Source organism: Emticicia sp. C21 (assembly GCF_003418935.1).
GTDB lineage: Bacteria > Bacteroidota > Bacteroidia > Cytophagales > Spirosomataceae > Emticicia.
In genome coordinates, this window is sequence record NZ_QVMT01000001.1 from 440,088 (window position 1) to 456,464 (window position 16,377).

Annotated in this window: 15 protein-coding genes; 7 read left to right on the plus strand and 8 right to left on the minus strand. The window is 37.6% G+C overall.

The genetic code is table 11. From position 1 onward, the window contains the following. Positions 1 to 45 precede the first annotated feature (45 nt). Positions 46 to 2,025, minus strand: coding sequence for an alpha-1,4-glucan--maltose-1-phosphate maltosyltransferase (locus D0T08_RS01855; protein WP_116980860.1), 1,980 nt, complete (start codon positions 2,023 to 2,025; stop codon positions 46 to 48). Positions 2,026 to 2,187: 162 nt separating this feature from the next. Between D0T08_RS01855 and D0T08_RS01860 the strand changes: the two genes are divergently transcribed. Both D0T08_RS01860 and D0T08_RS01865 read left to right on the plus strand, forming a co-directional pair. Further along, the gene (locus tag D0T08_RS01860; protein WP_116980861.1) at positions 2,188 to 2,607 is read left to right on the plus strand and encodes an SPOR domain-containing protein; all 420 of its coding nucleotides are present in this window, start codon (positions 2,188 to 2,190) and stop codon (positions 2,605 to 2,607) included. Between the two features lie 204 nt (positions 2,608 to 2,811). After that, positions 2,812 to 3,516, plus strand: coding sequence for an SPOR domain-containing protein (locus tag D0T08_RS01865; protein WP_116980862.1), 705 nt, complete (start codon positions 2,812 to 2,814; stop codon positions 3,514 to 3,516). Between the two features lie 124 nt (positions 3,517 to 3,640). Here the strand turns inward: D0T08_RS01865 and pheS are convergent, their stop codons facing one another. Continuing rightward, complete coding sequence (gene pheS, locus D0T08_RS01870; protein WP_116980863.1) at positions 3,641 to 4,678, minus strand: phenylalanine--tRNA ligase subunit alpha; 1,038 nt, start codon at positions 4,676 to 4,678, stop codon at positions 3,641 to 3,643. A gap of 276 nt (positions 4,679 to 4,954) precedes the next feature. On the opposite strand from pheS, the gene D0T08_RS01875 reads away from it, so the two are divergent. Together D0T08_RS01875 and D0T08_RS27490 are read left to right on the plus strand one after the other, a co-directional pair. Further along, complete coding sequence (locus D0T08_RS01875) at positions 4,955 to 5,350, plus strand: LytTR family DNA-binding domain-containing protein (protein ID WP_116980864.1); 396 nt, start codon at positions 4,955 to 4,957, stop codon at positions 5,348 to 5,350. 409 nt (positions 5,351 to 5,759) lie between these two features. Then, positions 5,760 to 5,915 (plus strand): hypothetical protein, encoded by a 156-nt coding sequence (locus tag D0T08_RS27490; RefSeq protein ID WP_158561170.1) that lies wholly within the window; start codon positions 5,760 to 5,762, stop codon positions 5,913 to 5,915. Positions 5,916 to 6,075: 160 nt separating this feature from the next. Here the strand turns inward: D0T08_RS27490 and D0T08_RS01880 are convergent, their stop codons facing one another. From D0T08_RS01880 to D0T08_RS01895, 4 genes are all read right to left on the minus strand, one after another. Further along, the gene (locus D0T08_RS01880; protein ID WP_116980865.1) at positions 6,076 to 7,968 is read right to left on the minus strand and encodes an amidophosphoribosyltransferase; all 1,893 of its coding nucleotides are present in this window, start codon (positions 7,966 to 7,968) and stop codon (positions 6,076 to 6,078) included. 532 nt (positions 7,969 to 8,500) lie between these two features. Then, positions 8,501 to 9,241 (minus strand): LytTR family DNA-binding domain-containing protein, encoded by a 741-nt coding sequence (locus D0T08_RS01885; RefSeq protein ID WP_116980866.1) that lies wholly within the window; start codon positions 9,239 to 9,241, stop codon positions 8,501 to 8,503. A 53-nt stretch (positions 9,242 to 9,294) separates the two neighbouring features. After that, a complete protein-coding gene (locus D0T08_RS01890) occupies positions 9,295 to 10,392 on the minus strand; it encodes a sensor histidine kinase (protein ID WP_116980867.1) in 1,098 nt (365 codons plus the stop codon). A gap of 142 nt (positions 10,393 to 10,534) precedes the next feature. Continuing rightward, on the minus strand, positions 10,535 to 11,170 hold the full coding sequence (locus tag D0T08_RS01895) for a histidine phosphatase family protein (RefSeq protein WP_116980868.1): 636 nt from the start codon (positions 11,168 to 11,170) through the stop codon (positions 10,535 to 10,537). Positions 11,171 to 11,338: 168 nt separating this feature from the next. On the opposite strand from D0T08_RS01895, the gene D0T08_RS01900 reads away from it, so the two are divergent. The 3 genes from D0T08_RS01900 (at position 11,339) to D0T08_RS01910 (ending at position 13,592) form a co-directional block, all read left to right on the plus strand. Beyond that, on the plus strand, positions 11,339 to 11,764 hold the full coding sequence (locus D0T08_RS01900) for a PaaI family thioesterase (RefSeq protein ID WP_116980869.1): 426 nt from the start codon (positions 11,339 to 11,341) through the stop codon (positions 11,762 to 11,764). 93 nt (positions 11,765 to 11,857) lie between these two features. Continuing rightward, on the plus strand, positions 11,858 to 12,709 hold the full coding sequence (locus D0T08_RS01905) for a porin family protein (RefSeq protein ID WP_116980870.1): 852 nt from the start codon (positions 11,858 to 11,860) through the stop codon (positions 12,707 to 12,709). 139 nt (positions 12,710 to 12,848) lie between these two features. Beyond that, positions 12,849 to 13,592: an ankyrin repeat domain-containing protein gene (locus tag D0T08_RS01910; protein WP_116980871.1), complete on the plus strand. Its 744-nt coding sequence runs from the start codon at positions 12,849 to 12,851 to the stop codon at positions 13,590 to 13,592. Between the two features lie 77 nt (positions 13,593 to 13,669). On the opposite strand, the gene ftsH is transcribed toward D0T08_RS01910, so the two are convergent. Further along, positions 13,670 to 15,715 (minus strand): ATP-dependent zinc metalloprotease FtsH, encoded by a 2,046-nt coding sequence (ftsH, locus tag D0T08_RS01915; RefSeq protein ID WP_116980872.1) that lies wholly within the window; start codon positions 15,713 to 15,715, stop codon positions 13,670 to 13,672. A gap of 95 nt (positions 15,716 to 15,810) precedes the next feature. Beyond that, positions 15,811 to 16,221 (minus strand): ribosome silencing factor, encoded by a 411-nt coding sequence (rsfS, locus tag D0T08_RS01920; protein WP_116980873.1) that lies wholly within the window; start codon positions 16,219 to 16,221, stop codon positions 15,811 to 15,813. Positions 16,222 to 16,377 lie beyond the last annotated feature (156 nt).

The window sequence follows — 16,377 nt, forward strand, 5'->3', positions numbered from 1 at the left end:
AGAATAAAAATCACTAATTCACTCAATCACTAACTCATTCAATTGTTATATATCCTCAATCCTAAATAAATGAAATGGTAATATATAAGGATCGATCTCTATAAAATTGTATTCTCCTTTCCAACTGAAAGAAGCACCTGTAATTAAATCATGTACTCTGTATGTCTCCCAATCGTTTTTATGAATCCTGTATAAAGGCACTTTTACTGTTCCACTTTGTTTATTATAGCCATCCAGATTGACTATACATAAAATTCTATTCCCATCAGGAGCCGTTTTCAGGTATGCCAATAACTGGTCGTTATGCACTTCGCAGAACTCAATATTATTGGTTGAATGAAAAGCTGTATTCTCTTTTCTGATTCGGTTTACCTGGGTAATAATATAAGTCAATTTGTTTCTATGCTCCCAATCCCACCATTTTATTTCATATTTCTCCGAGAATCCATATTCTTCTTTATTCGGGTAAGGTTCATTATATAAATATTCATACGTAGGCCCGAAAATACCATAGTTACTTACCAAGGTGGCAGCCATAAAATAGCGGATTAAAAACAACGGCTCATGACGGCCCTGCAACATGTATGGGTTTATATCATGCGTATTAGGCCAGAAATTCGGTCTGAAATAGTACTTCATCTCACCCTTAGTGAGTTCTTCCATGTACTGGATAATTTCCCATTTATGGGTGCGCCATACATAATAAGTATAGGACTGTGTATAACCCAATTTTGCCAGTTGCTGCATTACTTTAGGCTTCGTAAAAGCTTCAGACAAGAATATCATATCCGGATAATCTTTCTTGGTTTCAGCAATTATCCATTCCCAGAAACCAAATGACTTGGTGTGTGGATTATCTACCCTGATAATTCTTATACCCCACTCTGCCCAAAGGTAAATTATCCTTTTTAATTCCTGCCATAGGTTTTGCCAATCGGCTGTTTCAAAATTAACCGGATAGATATCCTGATATTTCTTAGGAGGATTCTCGGCATATTTAATCGTGCCATCAGGCAGTATTTTAAACCAATTAGGGTGTTTCTTTACCCAAGGATGGTCTGGAGAACATTGGATGGCTAAATCCATAGCTATCTCCATTCCAAAGGTTTTACAGGCTCCAATCAGTTGTTTGAAGTCTTCAACAGTACCTAATTCGGAGTGAATCGTATCATGTCCGCCTTCTTGTGAACCGATTCCATAAGGAACGCCCGGTTCGCCTTCTTCGCAGGTTACTGAGTTATTTTTTCCTTTTCTATGTGTTTTACCAATAGGATGAATGGGTGGCAGGTAGAGCACATCAAAACCCATTTCGGCAATGCGAGGCAAGAGATTTTCAACATCTTTGAAAGTACCATGTTTGCCATATTCTCTGGAGGCTGAGCGTGGGAATATGGAATACCACGATGAGAACCCTGCGGCTTTTCTATCTACATATATCTTTAACTCTTTGTATCTGAAAGCATCCTGCCGTTCCGGGTATTTGGTTGCCCAATCAAGCATTTGCTGGCTCATGGCAATCTGGATAGCCTCGCCATATCTTTCTTCTCCTTTGGAATAAGCCCCCTTCATGGCTCTGGCAGCTTCCTGAATCACCTTTTTATCATCGCCTTTGGCTTTTTTAGCCATATCGTTCAGGAAGAGTTCTCCTTGCATCAACTCCACTTTCAAGTGTTGCCCATCACGTACTTTCGCATCTACTTCGTGCATCCAACTAGCAATATGATCTGCCCATGCCTCAATAGTATAAGTGTAGAATCCTTGTTTCTCTACCGAAAAATGTCCAATCCAGCGGTTGTTATCAAACAACTGCATCAATGTCTCGCTCCATTCCTTATCTGACTCATGTTTGAATAGTAAACGAGCCGACAACTTATCATGACCATCAACGAGAATATCTGCTTCCACAGTAATACTTTCGCCGACTATGGCTTTAATAGCGTATCGTCCACCATCAATTTCAGGAGTTACACGTTCCACTACTGCGCGGGTTTGCCCATTATCCGGGAAAGAAAAATGATTTTTCATACAATTGGAAAACAGCCAAATTGGCTCGTCTGATGCTATTTTACGTTTAAAAACGCTTTTGAGGTTAAAGATTCTGTTCCAAATTTGATGTTTTTTTGCTTCAAAAAAAAGTTTAGCACGAAATTTGAAATTTAAAAAATCATTACTATCAATTACAATAACATGAAAAAGAGTATCATATCCACAATTACAATGCTTTGCGTGCTTAACCTTGCTTTGGCAAATGATGAGTTGAATCCTGATAGAAATGGTGGAAAAACCAGAGGACGTGCGAAAGACAATGGAGATTCGAAAGAAATGCGTGCTAATTTTATTTATGTAAAAGAGAAAAGCGATTTAGAGGGCTTCGGTTTACAACTGGCTTCATTCAGCAGTTTAGATAATGCCAAGTCATTTGCCAGAGGTATAATTAAACAAGGCGATGCTGATAAGAAACAGGTATTTATCTGTAGCAAGAATATAGATGGTAAAACTTTCTATAAGGTCTATTTTGGTATCACTAAAACCGATGATTCGATTCGTGGAAAACAAAAATATTTCCTCGAAAATGGACAGTATGCGTTTGTACGAGAATTTAAGTAATTAACGAAATACACATAAGATCTCATTATCAATGAGTTAGCAGCAGAAAGAAAAAATATCTTTCTGCTGCTTTGTTTTAAGGCTTTTTATTTGCTATTTAAGGCTACGATTGGCACATTATTTGCCCTTCTTTATTGTAAAAACACTGATGGTGGCGTGCTAAAATAATTCACCGCAGTAACCTACCCATAAACGACCATTAAAATGAAATTACGTGCCCCTTTAACTTTAAAAGGAATTTTATTCCTATGCTTTGCGGTGAGCCAGGCGCTTGCTCAAACCTCTACTAACTTTGCTGATGCCCTTAACAAATCCTCGAAAAAGGAGTCAGGAACCAAGAAAGTAAAAATAACCAACTTAGAAACAGACAAATCTGTAGTAGTTTCTATTGCTGATGCAACTAAAGGTAAAAGCAGCAATAAAGTGGCCTATCTATCTGATAAAGTTGATTTTAAGACTGCTAACACCAAAGTAAAAATCCAGGAAGTAGAAGATGATGAAGTAGAAGTACTTTGGGCAACAGCCGAAGTAGCTGCTCACGTGAAAAGTTATGCACCGCTGAAGAAAACCACTAAAGAAAAAGAGATTAAGATTGAAACGACCAAAATTGAGAATTTTGATGTAAACCACGTATATGACCTGAATGGTAAAATGCAGGAGCCAAATGGTTATGGCTTACAATTAGGCGCATTTGGTCAATTAAAAGCAGCAAAGGATTTCGCCAATCAGTTAACTCAAAAGGGAGAAATAGAAAACAATAAAATTTTTATACAAGTAAGTAAAGCAGCCGATAAGGCTATGGTTTATCGGGTTATTTATGGTGTTTATAGTTCAGAGGTAAATGCTAAAAATACACAAAAGCAAATTGAAAATTTAGGTTATCCGGCTTTTGTGAAGGGATTCAATTAAATTTGTCAGGAAACTTTTAAACAGTGATCATTCAAAGATTGAATGATGTGCATCAAAAAAACTCCCCTCAACCGAAGGGAGTTTTTTGTATTTACATGGATTATTAATTATGCAAAGTAATTGCTTACGCTCCCTCAAACTGGCGTAAGAAACGGACATCGTTCTCAAAGAATAAGCGTAAGTCGTTGATACCATAGCGAAGCATTGTGATACGCTCTACACCCATACCAAAAGCAAAGCCTGTATATTCTTCGGGGTCGATACCGCTATTGATTAATACATTTGGGTCAACCATACCTGAACCTGCAATTTCTACCCATCCGCTATGTTTACAGATATTACAACCTGAACCACCACAAATGAAACAGGTCACATCAATCTCAGCACTCGGTTCGGTAAATGGGAAATAACTTGGACGAAGACGAATCTTTGTATCTTTTCCGAACATTTCCTTAGCGAAATGATACAAAGTGTCTTTCAGGTCTTTAAACGACACATTTTTATCAACATATAAACCTTCTATCTGATGAAACTGACAGTGCGCTCTTGCTGAGATAGCCTCGTTGCGATATACCCTACCAATCATAATTGAGCGAATAGGTGGCTTTTTACGCTCCATTAAGCGTACCTGCACGTTAGAAGTATGCGTGCGAAGTAATACATCGTCTTTCTGAACCCCTTTTTTCTCTACGAAGAATGTATCCTGCATCTCACGGGCAGGATGGTTTTCAGCGAAATTAAGGGCTGTGAAATTATACCAGTCTGTTTCAACCTCTGGCCCATCTTCATGACTAAAACCCATACGGGCAAAAACTTCTAATACTCTTTGGCGGGTTAAGGTCAAAGGGTGTACGGTGCCTGCAAAATTAGGGGCAACCGGAAGAGTCAAGTCTAATTTAGAACTATTGGCTGAATCTTCAGAAGAGTTTTCTACATCTTCTGTAAAATCCTTAAATCGTTGTTCCGTAAAATTCTTTAACTTGTTCAACTCCTGCCCTACTGCACGTTTCTGCTCATTAGCAACTGTCTTGAATTGCTCAAACAAGTCATTTAAAATACCTTTACGACTAATGTACTTTAGGCGAAAATTTTCTAAGTCTTCCTTGCTGCCAACTGTAGCAGTGGTTACTTCATCTATTACTTCTTTAATTCTATCTAACACTTTTCTGCCGTTTAATAAAAATTTTTACAAATATATGCATATTGTTAGAATATGGTATACTTTTACATAAGAACTCCTTGTTCTATTATCAGAATTGCCTCAGACATGCCCGCGTAGTTTTACGCAAATCCTTAGGGGTAATTACTGAACTTAGCCTATTATTAACAATATAACCAATTCATTTTCAGTACTTTATATAAAATCTCCTCTTTTCGTTGGGTTGCATAATCTGTTTTAACCGATTATGTTTGAGTCAGGAAACTCTACTAAAAACTCATGAACAGCATTGATTTTATACAGCAAAAAGTAAAAACCGCCTTCGGTCAACTAACGACCAATCAGCAAATCAAGGTACATTATTCAAATAGATGGATAAAAATTCCACTGAAAAATATTGTACGTTTACAGGGTGAGTGCAATTATACCTATGTGTATACTGAAAACAGAGAATACATTGCAGCACGAACGCTAAAAAATTTCGAAAAACTTTTGGGAGAAGATACTTTTCTCAGAGTTCATAAGTCGCATATAGTGAATATGATGTTTGTTAAAGGAGTGGATATTCAGAATAATGCCGGAGAGTTAAGAATTGAAGGAGGAGGGCATCTGGAGGTTTCAAGAAGAAGGTTGAAAAACGTAATAAATAAACTTGTTTTTTTTCATAGTTCTTGAGAGACTTTTCTTGTTGGGTCACGTCTCAATAGAAGCTAAGGAAAAAAACTAACGGTATTATAATTCATAATACTTTTTAGTGGTTAGGTGATGAATAAAGCAACTGCTCCTTGAGTGGTTGCTTTTTGTTTTTGGCAATGCCACAAAATGCCCCTTTGTCATTATGAAATGGAAAAATTTCCCCATTTTGCTTTTAAAGTATCTGTATTGTCTCAAAATTTCTAATGAACTTATATCCTTTCTCAAATGGCATAGAACTTTCCTAATCATTAATAAAGTGTGATTTTGATATATCACCGTTTGATAAAAAAAAGTAAAAAATAGCGTAAAATATGTAGCGAATATTCGCTTTGTAAGTTACCTTTGTTATCACAAATTTTATCAACAGAAAACTATAAAAAGTACTAGAATGAAAACTATAGCTATGCAACCAAAAGGGATTCTGCCCATTCAGGAGGCCGTCGATTTAAGAGATGTATTACGTTTGATTGGCATGAAAGAACTGACAAATAATGTGTTTAGCTTGCCAAACAAAAAAAAGAAAGCAGGTGAAGCTTCTGCCTGATTCTTGTGATTTACAAAATTTTAGTTTTAAACATATAAAAAATCAAAGGGTACAAATCAACAGAATAGCTGATTTGTACCCTTTGATTTTTTATTTTCGATTTCAGGTTGTTGAATTAAGAAAAAATATTCAACAGCCTGAAATCGACACTTGACAATTCTTAATATGCTCTTACCAACTTGCCTTCCATAAAATTCACAAAGGCTTGGTTTACCACACGATTTCCTCCTCTTGTTGGGTAGTTTCCGGTAAAATACCAGTCTCCTACATGATTTGGACAAGCCTTATGCAAGTTTTCTACGGTCTGATACACCATATTCACTTCCGCATTCATACCTTCTGGTGTTACAATTTCAGCGATTTTGTCTGAAATCTCCTGGTCGGTAAACTTGCTATATAGTTGCTTTACAAAGTTCTCGTCATAGGCATTATTGGTCTGCAAGGCCCCCATGCTTTGTGCGTATACTTCCTGCTTCATATAATCAATACCATTTTGCTTCAACAAATCAAGCATTGCTCTGAAAGCTACAAACTCTTTCATCTTCGACATATCTATACCATAGCAGTCAGGATAACGAATCTGTGGTGCTGACGATACAATGATGATTTTCTTAGGACCAAGACGGTCGAGCATTTTCAGGATACTCTTCTCTAACGTTGTACCACGCACAATCGAGTCGTCAATCACTACTACAGTATCAATTCCTTTTCTGATTACCTCATAGGTCATTTCGTACACGTGCGATACCATCTCATCTCTCTCATCATCGTTGGTGATGAAAGTACGTAACTTAACATCTTTAGATACCAGTTTCTCGATTCTTGGTCGGAATGAAAGCACCCGCTTGATTTCATCCTGTGACAGATTACCTTCAGTAATACGTTTCAGTCGCCAGTCGGCCAGATACTCTTCCAGTCCCTCCACCATTCCAAAGAAAGCCATTTCGGCTGTGTTCGGAATATAAGAGAAGACCGTATTCTCTAAATCATAATCTATTTTCTCTAATATCTGTGGAATCAGCAAACGACCTAATTGTTTACGCTCATCGTAGATTTGTGGATCTGAGCCACGCGAGAAGTAGATACGTTCGAAGCTACATGAGCGTTTCTCCAATGGTTTCATTATCTGGAACTCATTATACTCGCCATGCTTATCAATAATCAGGGCATTGCCCGGTTGAATCTCTTTTATCTCTTCATAGTTCGCATTGAAAGCGGCTTTAATTGCCGGCTTTTCAGACGCTACAACCACTACTTCGTCATTAGCCCAATAATAAGCCGGACGAATACCGGCAGGGTCTCTCACGACAAACGACGAGCCAAAACCTGTGATACCTGCCATGGCATAGCCACCATCAAAATCACGACAGGCTCTGTATAATACCCTTGGCAAATCCATATTATCTTCAATAATATCAGAAAGCGCCGGATTCTCGTAAATGCCTTTGAAACGGTCGAATACTCTTTGGTTTTCTTCATCCAGGAAGTGACCGATTTTCTCCATTACCGTTACTGTATCACCTTTATCTTTTGGGTGTTGTCCCAACTTTACCAATTTCTTAAAAAGCTCTTCGGCATTGGTCATATTGAAGTTACCGGCCATCAACATATTTCTACTGCGCCAGTTACTTTGACGAAGCATCGGGTGACAGTTTTCAATCTCATTTTTACCATGCGTACCATAACGAAGATGTCCTAACCAGACTTCACCTGAATAAGCCACATTTTCCTGCAACCATTTCGCATCTTTAAGCTTATCCGGATTGTTTCGCATAACCTCACGATACTTCTCATTGATCTTATTGAAAATATCGTTAATCGGGCGATTCTCAACCGAGCGATAGCGACTGATATATCGGCTACCCGGTGGCACGTCTAGTTTCACATTACCTACACCAGCCCCGTCCTGACCACGGTTTGACTGTTTTTCCATTAAAACATACAGCCGCTTAATGCCATAAAGGGGCGTGCCGTATTTATCAATATAGTATTGGAGGGGTTTACGAAGACGAACAAGGGCAATGCCACATTCGTGTTTTATTTCGTCGCTCATTATGGAGTATTGGAGATTGTGTTGTACAAATCTCTTAAGAATAAGTCTTCTGAACAAAGAATTTCCTACAAATTTTAGAAAATACTTTTGTTAACTTCTGATTATCAAATTCTTAAAAAACCTGCTTTGCTTTAATAAACAATTAACGTAAAAAACTGTTCTAAACGATATATTCGTTTATGAAATTATAACGCAATTTTACGGCAATAAATTCATCTTTCAAAAATCGAACCTGATTAAAATAGTTGAGTCTATTATTTAAAATTCTACAAGAACAACATCAGAAATATTAAATAATCTGTGTAGCTACATTTATTTAAAAGATTATTCGGTCATTCTTCTTAAAATCCAATCATAATTAAGATTTTAATTATTTTTTATATGTTTATTACAAAATAATAACAGTATAAAATTCTATCTAATTAGAAAGTACGTTATAAAAAAAATACAAATCAACTTAACATTTAAACAAAGAAGTCGCCAATTTAATAAAATATAAAATTGGCGACTTCTGATATTTTAAACTCTCTCTTTACAAACTCATTAAATCCTTAAATTTAATAGCTTGACGACGAGAAATTTCTATTTTTTCAGGGTTTGATGTTTTTTCGGCGTGTTTTAATGTCACCAACAAACCACCTGAAAACCAGGGTTCTATTTTATCAATCCAGGCCAGATTAATGATATGCTTACGGTTAGCTCTGAAATAGATTTTAGGGTCAAGGCGTTCTTCCAGGCTATTTAATGATTTCAGAATCATAGGCTTCTGGTCATCAAAATGCAGACGAACATAATTACCCATCGATTCAAATAAGCGCACTTTACCTAGTTTTACGAACCAGCACTTTTCACCGTCTTTCACAAATACCTGATCGCTTTCGCCTAATAGTTTAACCCCTTCCTTACGTTCTATTTCATGCAATTGCTCTTCTTCTACACGTTGAATCGCCTCTGCCAAACGTTGTGTATCTATCGGTTTTAATAAGTAGTCAAGAGCATTAAATTCAAAAGCCTTAAGTGCGTATTCGTCATAAGCAGTTGTAAAGATTACTTCCGGTACTTTTCCCTCGATGGCTTCCAGCAATTCAAAACCGTTTTTACCCGGCATCTGAATATCCAGAAACAACAAATCAGGCTGTAATTCATCTATCTGGTTGAGAGCTTCCTCTGCATTGGCGGCCTCTCCTACTATATTAATCTTAGGAAAGTTTTCTAACAAACGACGCAATTCATTACGTGCTAAACGTTCATCATCTATAATAAGTGCTTTCATCGTAAATTTTGACCGGGTCGCCGGTGCGATGAGTATTTAATTGGTGAATAAAATTAGCTGGCTGTTACAACAGGCGTAGTACTTTTGGTATCTGAACTCACAGTACGAATCTCGGCACTGCTTAATGGAATCATGATTTCGGCACAAACTGTCAGGCTATCTTCCTGATAGATTTTAAATGAGGCATCACTTCCATAAAGCAAATCTAAGCGTTGAGCCGTATTTTTCAAACCAAATCCACCTGATTCAGATTTCGACTCAGTACCTTGCAATTGTCCTGTATTTCGTATTTTAATATATAACTTATGATCTGCTATACTCGTATTGATTTCTACGAATCCCCAGTTGATAGCTTTCTGTACTCCATGCTTGATAGCATTTTCTACCAATGTCTGTAGCATCATAGGCGGCACCTGAATATTCTGGGTTTCGGGAGCAATATCCCATTTCATTTGCAGACGCTCCTCATAACGCACTTTTTCCAGAGCCAGATAGTCTTCTATCGTACGTAGTTCTTCTTTCAAGGCTACAGTCTTGCGTCTATCCGCCAGAAGGGAACTTCTTAATATATTAGATAATTGGGTGATGCCTTGCTGGGCTCTTGTGGGGTCTTCGAGCACTAAAGCTCTGATGCTATTAAGGGCATTGAACATAAAGTGGGGGTTCATCTGGGCTCTTAATACTTTCGCCTCTGTTTCTTTGATGGATGATTTCAGTTTAAGCTCCTCTATCTCTCGCAACCTTTTTTCCTCAGAGTAATTATAGAACATATAAATCAAGGCCCACACCAAAAAAGGTTTGGCAAGATTGATAAAGTATTCTATGACTAAAATGGGTTTCTCATTTAGCAATTCTCCTACATATTTAGCGTCCAATGGCAGATTGAGTGTTACCAGAATCATAGTCATGAAAAACACCCCAACGCCTACTCTCAGCGCCAATTGCGGCAAATTAAATTTAACCCAATTGAATTTTTTTACAACAATACGAAAGAGATGAGTAACAAATATGGAAAGAACAATATTAGCCAGGGCATTAAATACCATAGAGTTGTCGTAGCCATATTGCAAGCTATACTGCAATATCTCGTTAATATTGTACAATGACCACCCTACTATCTGAAAAAACCAATATAATTTATTTTTATTCATTAGAAATATGGCTCTGTTTTAAAAGAATCGTTTCTATTTTAAAACTGAATAGCTTTTCAAATATCATAAAAATAACGTAAAAAGCGGCTAAGTGCGTTTTTTCTACATCAATGGAGATATGCTTCTATAAACGGAGATATGTCTATTCAGCTAAAACCATCAGGTGAGATATATCATTTCTTACTTCTAAAGTAAATGCTTTTGTTTCGTAAGAATAAGTAAGTTTATATAAACAAAGATTGGTATGCTCAAAGTCGTCCATCGATGAAAGCGGAAGATTCAGTAAATGAGTCAACAAAATTCTGATAGCACGGCCGTGCATAGCTACCAATACTAATTCTTCCTCCGGACGGGATAATATTGCTTCGAAAGCGATTTTTTGTCTGGCTGCTACTTCTTCGGGTGTTTCACCACCTTTAGCTGCCGGAATATTGGTTTCGCCTTTTCTCCAACGCTGCAATACATCCAGATAAAACTCATCTTCCTGATAATTGGGCGCTTTGCCCTCTTTCTCGCCCCAACATATCTCGTTCAGGCCCTCAAAGCTTTCGTATGATATACCTGAATCAATAAAGTGCTGCACGCTTTGAACGGTGCGACGGAGTTTTGAAGTATAGATTTTATGAAAAGGAAGATGTTGGTAAGCTTCAAAAAAAGCACGTGCCTGTGAAAGTCCTAATTCGTTAAGGTCAGAATCTACGCCACTTCCTTGTACTATCCCCATGCGGTTATATTCAGTCTCCCCGTGGCGAATCAGATAAATCGTTTTCGTTGACAATTTGGGTAATTTTTAGATTAATCAAATAAAATATTGAATTTTCTAAAACAAAACTTAGTTTTAAATTTCAATAATAAAAAGTCTCCAAATTTACGAAAATTCCAGGTAAAATATTGCACTTTTTCAGGATTTTTTAAGGAGACACCAACGTAAATCAAACATACCACTATGTTCAAAAAGCATCTTGATTTTGAAAAATTGAAAACATTAGGCACGAATTCGATGAGCGATCACCTCGGAATTGAATTTGTAGAAATCGGAGAAGATTATATAACTGCCAGAATGCCTGTTAACGAACGGACTACCCAGCCATTTGGTATTTTACATGGTGGGGCATCAGTAGCACTGGCAGAAACATTAGGTAGTATTGCTTCATTTCTGACTTTAGACGACCCAACCAAACAACAAGCTGTAGGTCTTGAAATTAATGCCAATCATATTCGTTCTGTTAGTAGCGGCCATTGGGTGTATGCCAAAGCGATACCTTTGCACCTGGGCAGAACTACCCATATATGGGATATAAAAATTACCAATGAAGACCAAAAACTGGTATGTGTGGTGCGTTTTACGGTAGCCATTATTGGCGGTAAATAAGCCCGTCTTAGGACTGCCTTATGGCTTGATTTTTGCGTAAATTGTTTCGTTTTAAACCTTTAAATTTTTATTCTCACTACTCATTAACCATTTATGAAATTAAGATTATTAATACTCTTGAGTTTGATATCTACTTCACTAATCGCACAAGTACCCAAAGACACAGTAGTAGTCCCTAAAGACTCGGTAATGGTTACGCCTTTTGTGATTAACGACGAAAAACCACAAAAAAAACGTAAAAAGCCACAGCGAGATACAACTGACAGGTCTATGGAAGAATATAGACGCGACAATCTGGGATTTCAGTGGGGTATCAGAGGTGGGGTTAATTTAAATAGTTTTTCTATTAAAGAGATAGCCGTTACCAGAGTTACTTCAAGTGGCACACCTGTATTGGTCAACGGCAGTACGGTTAATGATAATCTATTAACCAACAGTGAAATGGTAATGGGCTACCTTGGTGGGTTCTTTATCCGAACGACCCGCGGTTCTTTTTATTTACAGCCCGAGGTACTTTACAATAGAAAAGGAGGCCGATTTGATATCCTGCAAAGTGATGGCAAATTGTACAAACGGGTGAATGCCACTTACTCAGTAATTGACGTACCTGTGCTGCTTGGTATACGTTTCAGACAAGGGCGTATTTTTGCTGGCCCAATGATTGAATTTCCCATCAATTTTAATGACGAGCTTCTTACAGCGGTGAAGACGTATAAAGTAAAGGATGAGCAAGGAAGCGTAATAGATTTTAAAAAAGAACTGTTTAAACATCCCTCGGTAGGTTTAAGTGCCGGGATAGGTTTTGAGTTCAATCATTTCTTTATCGAGGGTCGCTTTGAAATAACTAACCCTATCAATTATAATATCAGCTACAATAACGATGCTTCCAAAAACCTTCAGGTTTCGACCCGTTCGTTAGTCTTATCGATTGGGTTTATTAAATGATAATATAATCTTGTAAAATCTTTTATTTCTCGTGTCTCTTTTTTAAATTGATGATAGATTGCTATACTGTCAGGTATAAATCTGGCAATATAGCGATTCATAGATTTTTCATTCATTTCACTGAAAATCTTTTGAATCCATGAACTACCTTGAGAAATTAGTTGGGGCTATTGAAGAACATTCTGTTGAAGACATAAAAGATTGCTTTGAAAACGGTGTTAACCCGAATGATTCATTCAGAAATGAGCCACTTATTTATGAGCTTACCAGTGAATATCTGAGAGGCCCTAGTTTTAAAGAATGTGTAAAAGCTTTTGTGGATTATGGGCTGTTTTTTGAAGATAAAGTACTATTGGCGGTACTACTAGATGACGCTCATGCTCTGGAACATTTTCTGAATGAGATTCCGGAGGCAGTTCATCAATCTTATACTCTTCGAAGTGCTTTTACTCCTTTGGATAAAGTTTCTCTTATGCACATTTGTGCAGAGTTCAATCATGTCAATTGTGCAACAGTTCTTTTGCGCAAAGGTGCAGATATAAATGCTAAAGCAGGTATTGATGAAAATGGTTTTGGTGGGCAAACTCCAGTTTTTCATACAGTAAACCAGTTACAAAATCAGTCACAGGAAATGTTGCATTTTCTCTTATCTCATTCAGCAGATTTAAGCATTGCCGTAAGAGGCTTGATTTGGGGTAAAGGTTATCCCTGGGAGACGTTTATTCCAGCTGTTAATCCGATTAGTTATACTATGATAGGTCTTCTTCCTCAAATGAATAGAAGCGAAACCACTATAGCTGAAACTGTATCATTTTTATTGAAGTCTGCCTATGGCATTGACTATAACCTGCCAAATATTCCTAATCAATATTTAAGGTCTTAATAATATAAAAATGCAGGCATAAAAAAATCTCCCTCCATTTTCACAGAGAGAGACTCTTTATTATTTCAATACGGTAATTACACGTTTTCTTCTACTTTCTTTTCACTTTTACCGCTCTTCTTTTCTTTCTCTTCTTTTTCTTTGATATGATTATCGCTGTCACTATCCATAAACTCCTGATAGTTGGTTAGTTTTTCAAAAGGCCTTTTACCAATCAATTCTACTAGGTCAGATTGATAAATGATTTCTTTTTTCAACAATTCCTGAGCGATTTTCTCTAACTCTTCACGTTTTTCAATCAAAAGATCTCTGGTACGAGAATAAGCCGATTCAATCAATTTCTTCACCTCTTCATCGATAATCTTTGCAGTTTCTTCCGAATAAGGTTTCGTGAATGAATACTCTCCTTGTCCTTTAGAATCGTAGAAAGACACATTACCGATGCGGTCGTTCATACCATATACGGTTGTCATACCATAAGCACTTTTGGTCACTCTTTCAAGGTCGCTTAGGGCACCTGTTGAGATTTTACCAAATACTACATCCTCGGCAGCACGACCACCAAGAGTCATACACATTTCGTCGAAGAGTTGTTCTGTACGGTACAAGTATTGCTCTTTTGGCAAATATTGCGCATAACCTAAAGCGGCAATACCGCGAGGTACGATACTTACTTTTACCAATGGGTTAGCATGCTCCAGGAACCAACCTGCTACGGCGTGACCTGCTTCGTGATAAGCAACGATTTCTTTCTCTTCCGGCGAAATCAATTTGTTTTTCTTCTCTAAACCACCAATCTCACGGTCAATTGCATCATGGAAGTCTGTCATGTCAATTGCACTTTTACCACGTCTGGCGGCTAAAAGAGCAGCTTCGTTACAAACATTCGCAATTTCTGCCCCTGCAAAACCTGGAGTCTGTGCAGCTAGTTTCTTAATATCTATAGAGTCAGAAAGCTTTAATGGTCTCATGTGAACCTTAAAGATAGCTTCACGACCAATTAAATCTGGTGTATCAACACTAATCTGGCGGTCGAAACGGCCTGGACGCATCAAGGCTGAATCTAATACATCTGGGCGGTTAGTTGCTGCAAGAATGATAATACCTGCGTCAGAACCAAAACCATCCATCTCTACTAGTAATGAGTTCAATGTGTTCTCGCGTTCGTCATTAGCACCTGGCATTGCACCACGTCCACGTGAACGACCAACGGCATCAATCTCATCGATAAAGATAATACAAGGCGCTTTTTCTTTAGCTTGTTTAAATAGGTCACGCACACGTGCTGCCCCTACCCCTACGAACATCTCAACGAAATCGGAACCTGACAATGAGAAGAAAGGTACGCTGGCTTCACCGGCTACGGCTTTTGCCAAAAGGGTTTTACCTGTACCGGGAGGGCCTACTAACAAAGCACCTTTTGGGATTTTACCCCCCAGCTCGGTATATTTTTTAGGCGTTTTCAAGAAATCAACAATCTCTTGTAATTCTTCCTTCGCTTCTTCGAGGCCTGCCACATCAGTAAAAGTGATTTTTACTTTGCTATCAGCATCAAATAAGGCTGCTCTTGATTTACCGATATTGAAGATAGCACCGCCCGGGCCTCCGCCACCTGCCATACGGCTCATTAAGAAATACATCAAACCAAGTACTACAATGAAAGGCAATAGTTGCCATACCATCGTCATAATATCCTGACGCTCAATACTTTCCGGGTAAAGTGTGTTTCGGTAATTCGGGTCAATCTGCTGAGACTTCAAAAACTCGGTATAATCTCTCATAAAAGACTCTACCGATACTACATCTAATTTCAGGTGTGGGCCTCCGATTGTAAAACGATTATTACCTAATTCTTTTCTATATTCAGGTTTTTGGAGTGCTTCACGAGTAAGGGTGATTTCAACGGTCTTATTTCCTTCAACAACAGCTACACTTTGGACATCTTTTTGCAAAATCATTTGCTCAAGGTCTTTATACTTGATAGTGGCAAGGGTTGCCTGCCTTGAATAAAGTAAAAAGCCTACAATACCAATAATAATAGCCGCTACAATCCACCCCTGCAAACCTCCTCCACCACTATTCTGTGGTTTTTTTCTTGGAGAGTCGTTACTGTTTTCTGCCATGTTTTTTATTTTTTCAAAGTTTAACGCAATTATTATTAATACAGAAAACCTTTACATAAATTGCTCAAACTGTAAAGGTTCACAATGTTAAAACATCAATCTATTAGTATTTGTTTAAGGGGTTCTGGTTCCATACTTTCAGCAATCTCAGTCAGTTCAGCGTCGCCCCATAACGATTCTAAATCGTAGAATTTACGACGGTCTTTTCTGAAAACGTGAGCAACCACATCAACATAGTCTAACAAAATCCATTCTTTGTTTTGTTTTCCCTCCTGATGCCAAGGGTGTTTTCCTGAAGCTTTGAATATTTCTTCGTCAATTGAAGTAGCAATCGCATCAATTTGTGTATCGGTATTTCCCGAACAGATTACAAAAAAATCAGTAATTGCATTTTTTACATTTCTCAAATCCATCACCACTATATTTGCCGCCTTTTTTTCTAACATGCCATGCACTACCAAGCGGCTTAACTCTTCACCTGTAAGTTCTTTTTTCTTTTTTATCATCTTATAATTTTGCACGAATTATGCCTTGCCTGATGCCACCAAGTGGTTAGATTTACGGCATAGTTCAGAATATGGTATTGTTTACTAGCTAAATATAAGCGTTATTTACTATAATATAATTATATTTTTTAGTCAAAACGCTAAATTAATAAAAAA

Excerpts from the sequence above, each read along its gene's own strand:
- rsfS (WP_116980873.1), bottom strand. The coding sequence starts at position 16,221 with ATGATAAAAAAGAAAAAAGAACTTACAGGTGAAGAGTTAAGCCGCTTG.
- D0T08_RS01875 (WP_116980864.1), top strand. The coding sequence starts at position 4,955 with ATGAACAGCATTGATTTTATACAGCAAAAAGTAAAAACCGCCTTCGGT.
- ftsH (WP_116980872.1), bottom strand. The coding sequence starts at position 15,715 with ATGGCAGAAAACAGTAACGACTCTCCAAGAAAAAAACCACAGAATAGT.
- D0T08_RS01860 (WP_116980861.1), top strand. The coding sequence starts at position 2,188 with ATGAAAAAGAGTATCATATCCACAATTACAATGCTTTGCGTGCTTAAC.
- D0T08_RS01910 (WP_116980871.1), top strand. The coding sequence starts at position 12,849 with ATGAACTACCTTGAGAAATTAGTTGGGGCTATTGAAGAACATTCTGTT.
- D0T08_RS27490 (WP_158561170.1), top strand. The coding sequence starts at position 5,760 with ATGAAAACTATAGCTATGCAACCAAAAGGGATTCTGCCCATTCAGGAG.
- D0T08_RS01900 (WP_116980869.1), top strand. The coding sequence starts at position 11,339 with ATGTTCAAAAAGCATCTTGATTTTGAAAAATTGAAAACATTAGGCACG.
- D0T08_RS01905 (WP_116980870.1), top strand. The coding sequence starts at position 11,858 with ATGAAATTAAGATTATTAATACTCTTGAGTTTGATATCTACTTCACTA.
- D0T08_RS01890 (WP_116980867.1), bottom strand. The coding sequence starts at position 10,392 with ATGAATAAAAATAAATTATATTGGTTTTTTCAGATAGTAGGGTGGTCA.
- D0T08_RS01885 (WP_116980866.1), bottom strand. The coding sequence starts at position 9,241 with ATGAAAGCACTTATTATAGATGATGAACGTTTAGCACGTAATGAATTG.
- D0T08_RS01880 (WP_116980865.1), bottom strand. The coding sequence starts at position 7,968 with ATGAGCGACGAAATAAAACACGAATGTGGCATTGCCCTTGTTCGTCTT.
- D0T08_RS01855 (WP_116980860.1), bottom strand. The coding sequence starts at position 2,025 with ATGAAAAATCATTTTTCTTTCCCGGATAATGGGCAAACCCGCGCAGTA.
- D0T08_RS01865 (WP_116980862.1), top strand. The coding sequence starts at position 2,812 with ATGAAATTACGTGCCCCTTTAACTTTAAAAGGAATTTTATTCCTATGC.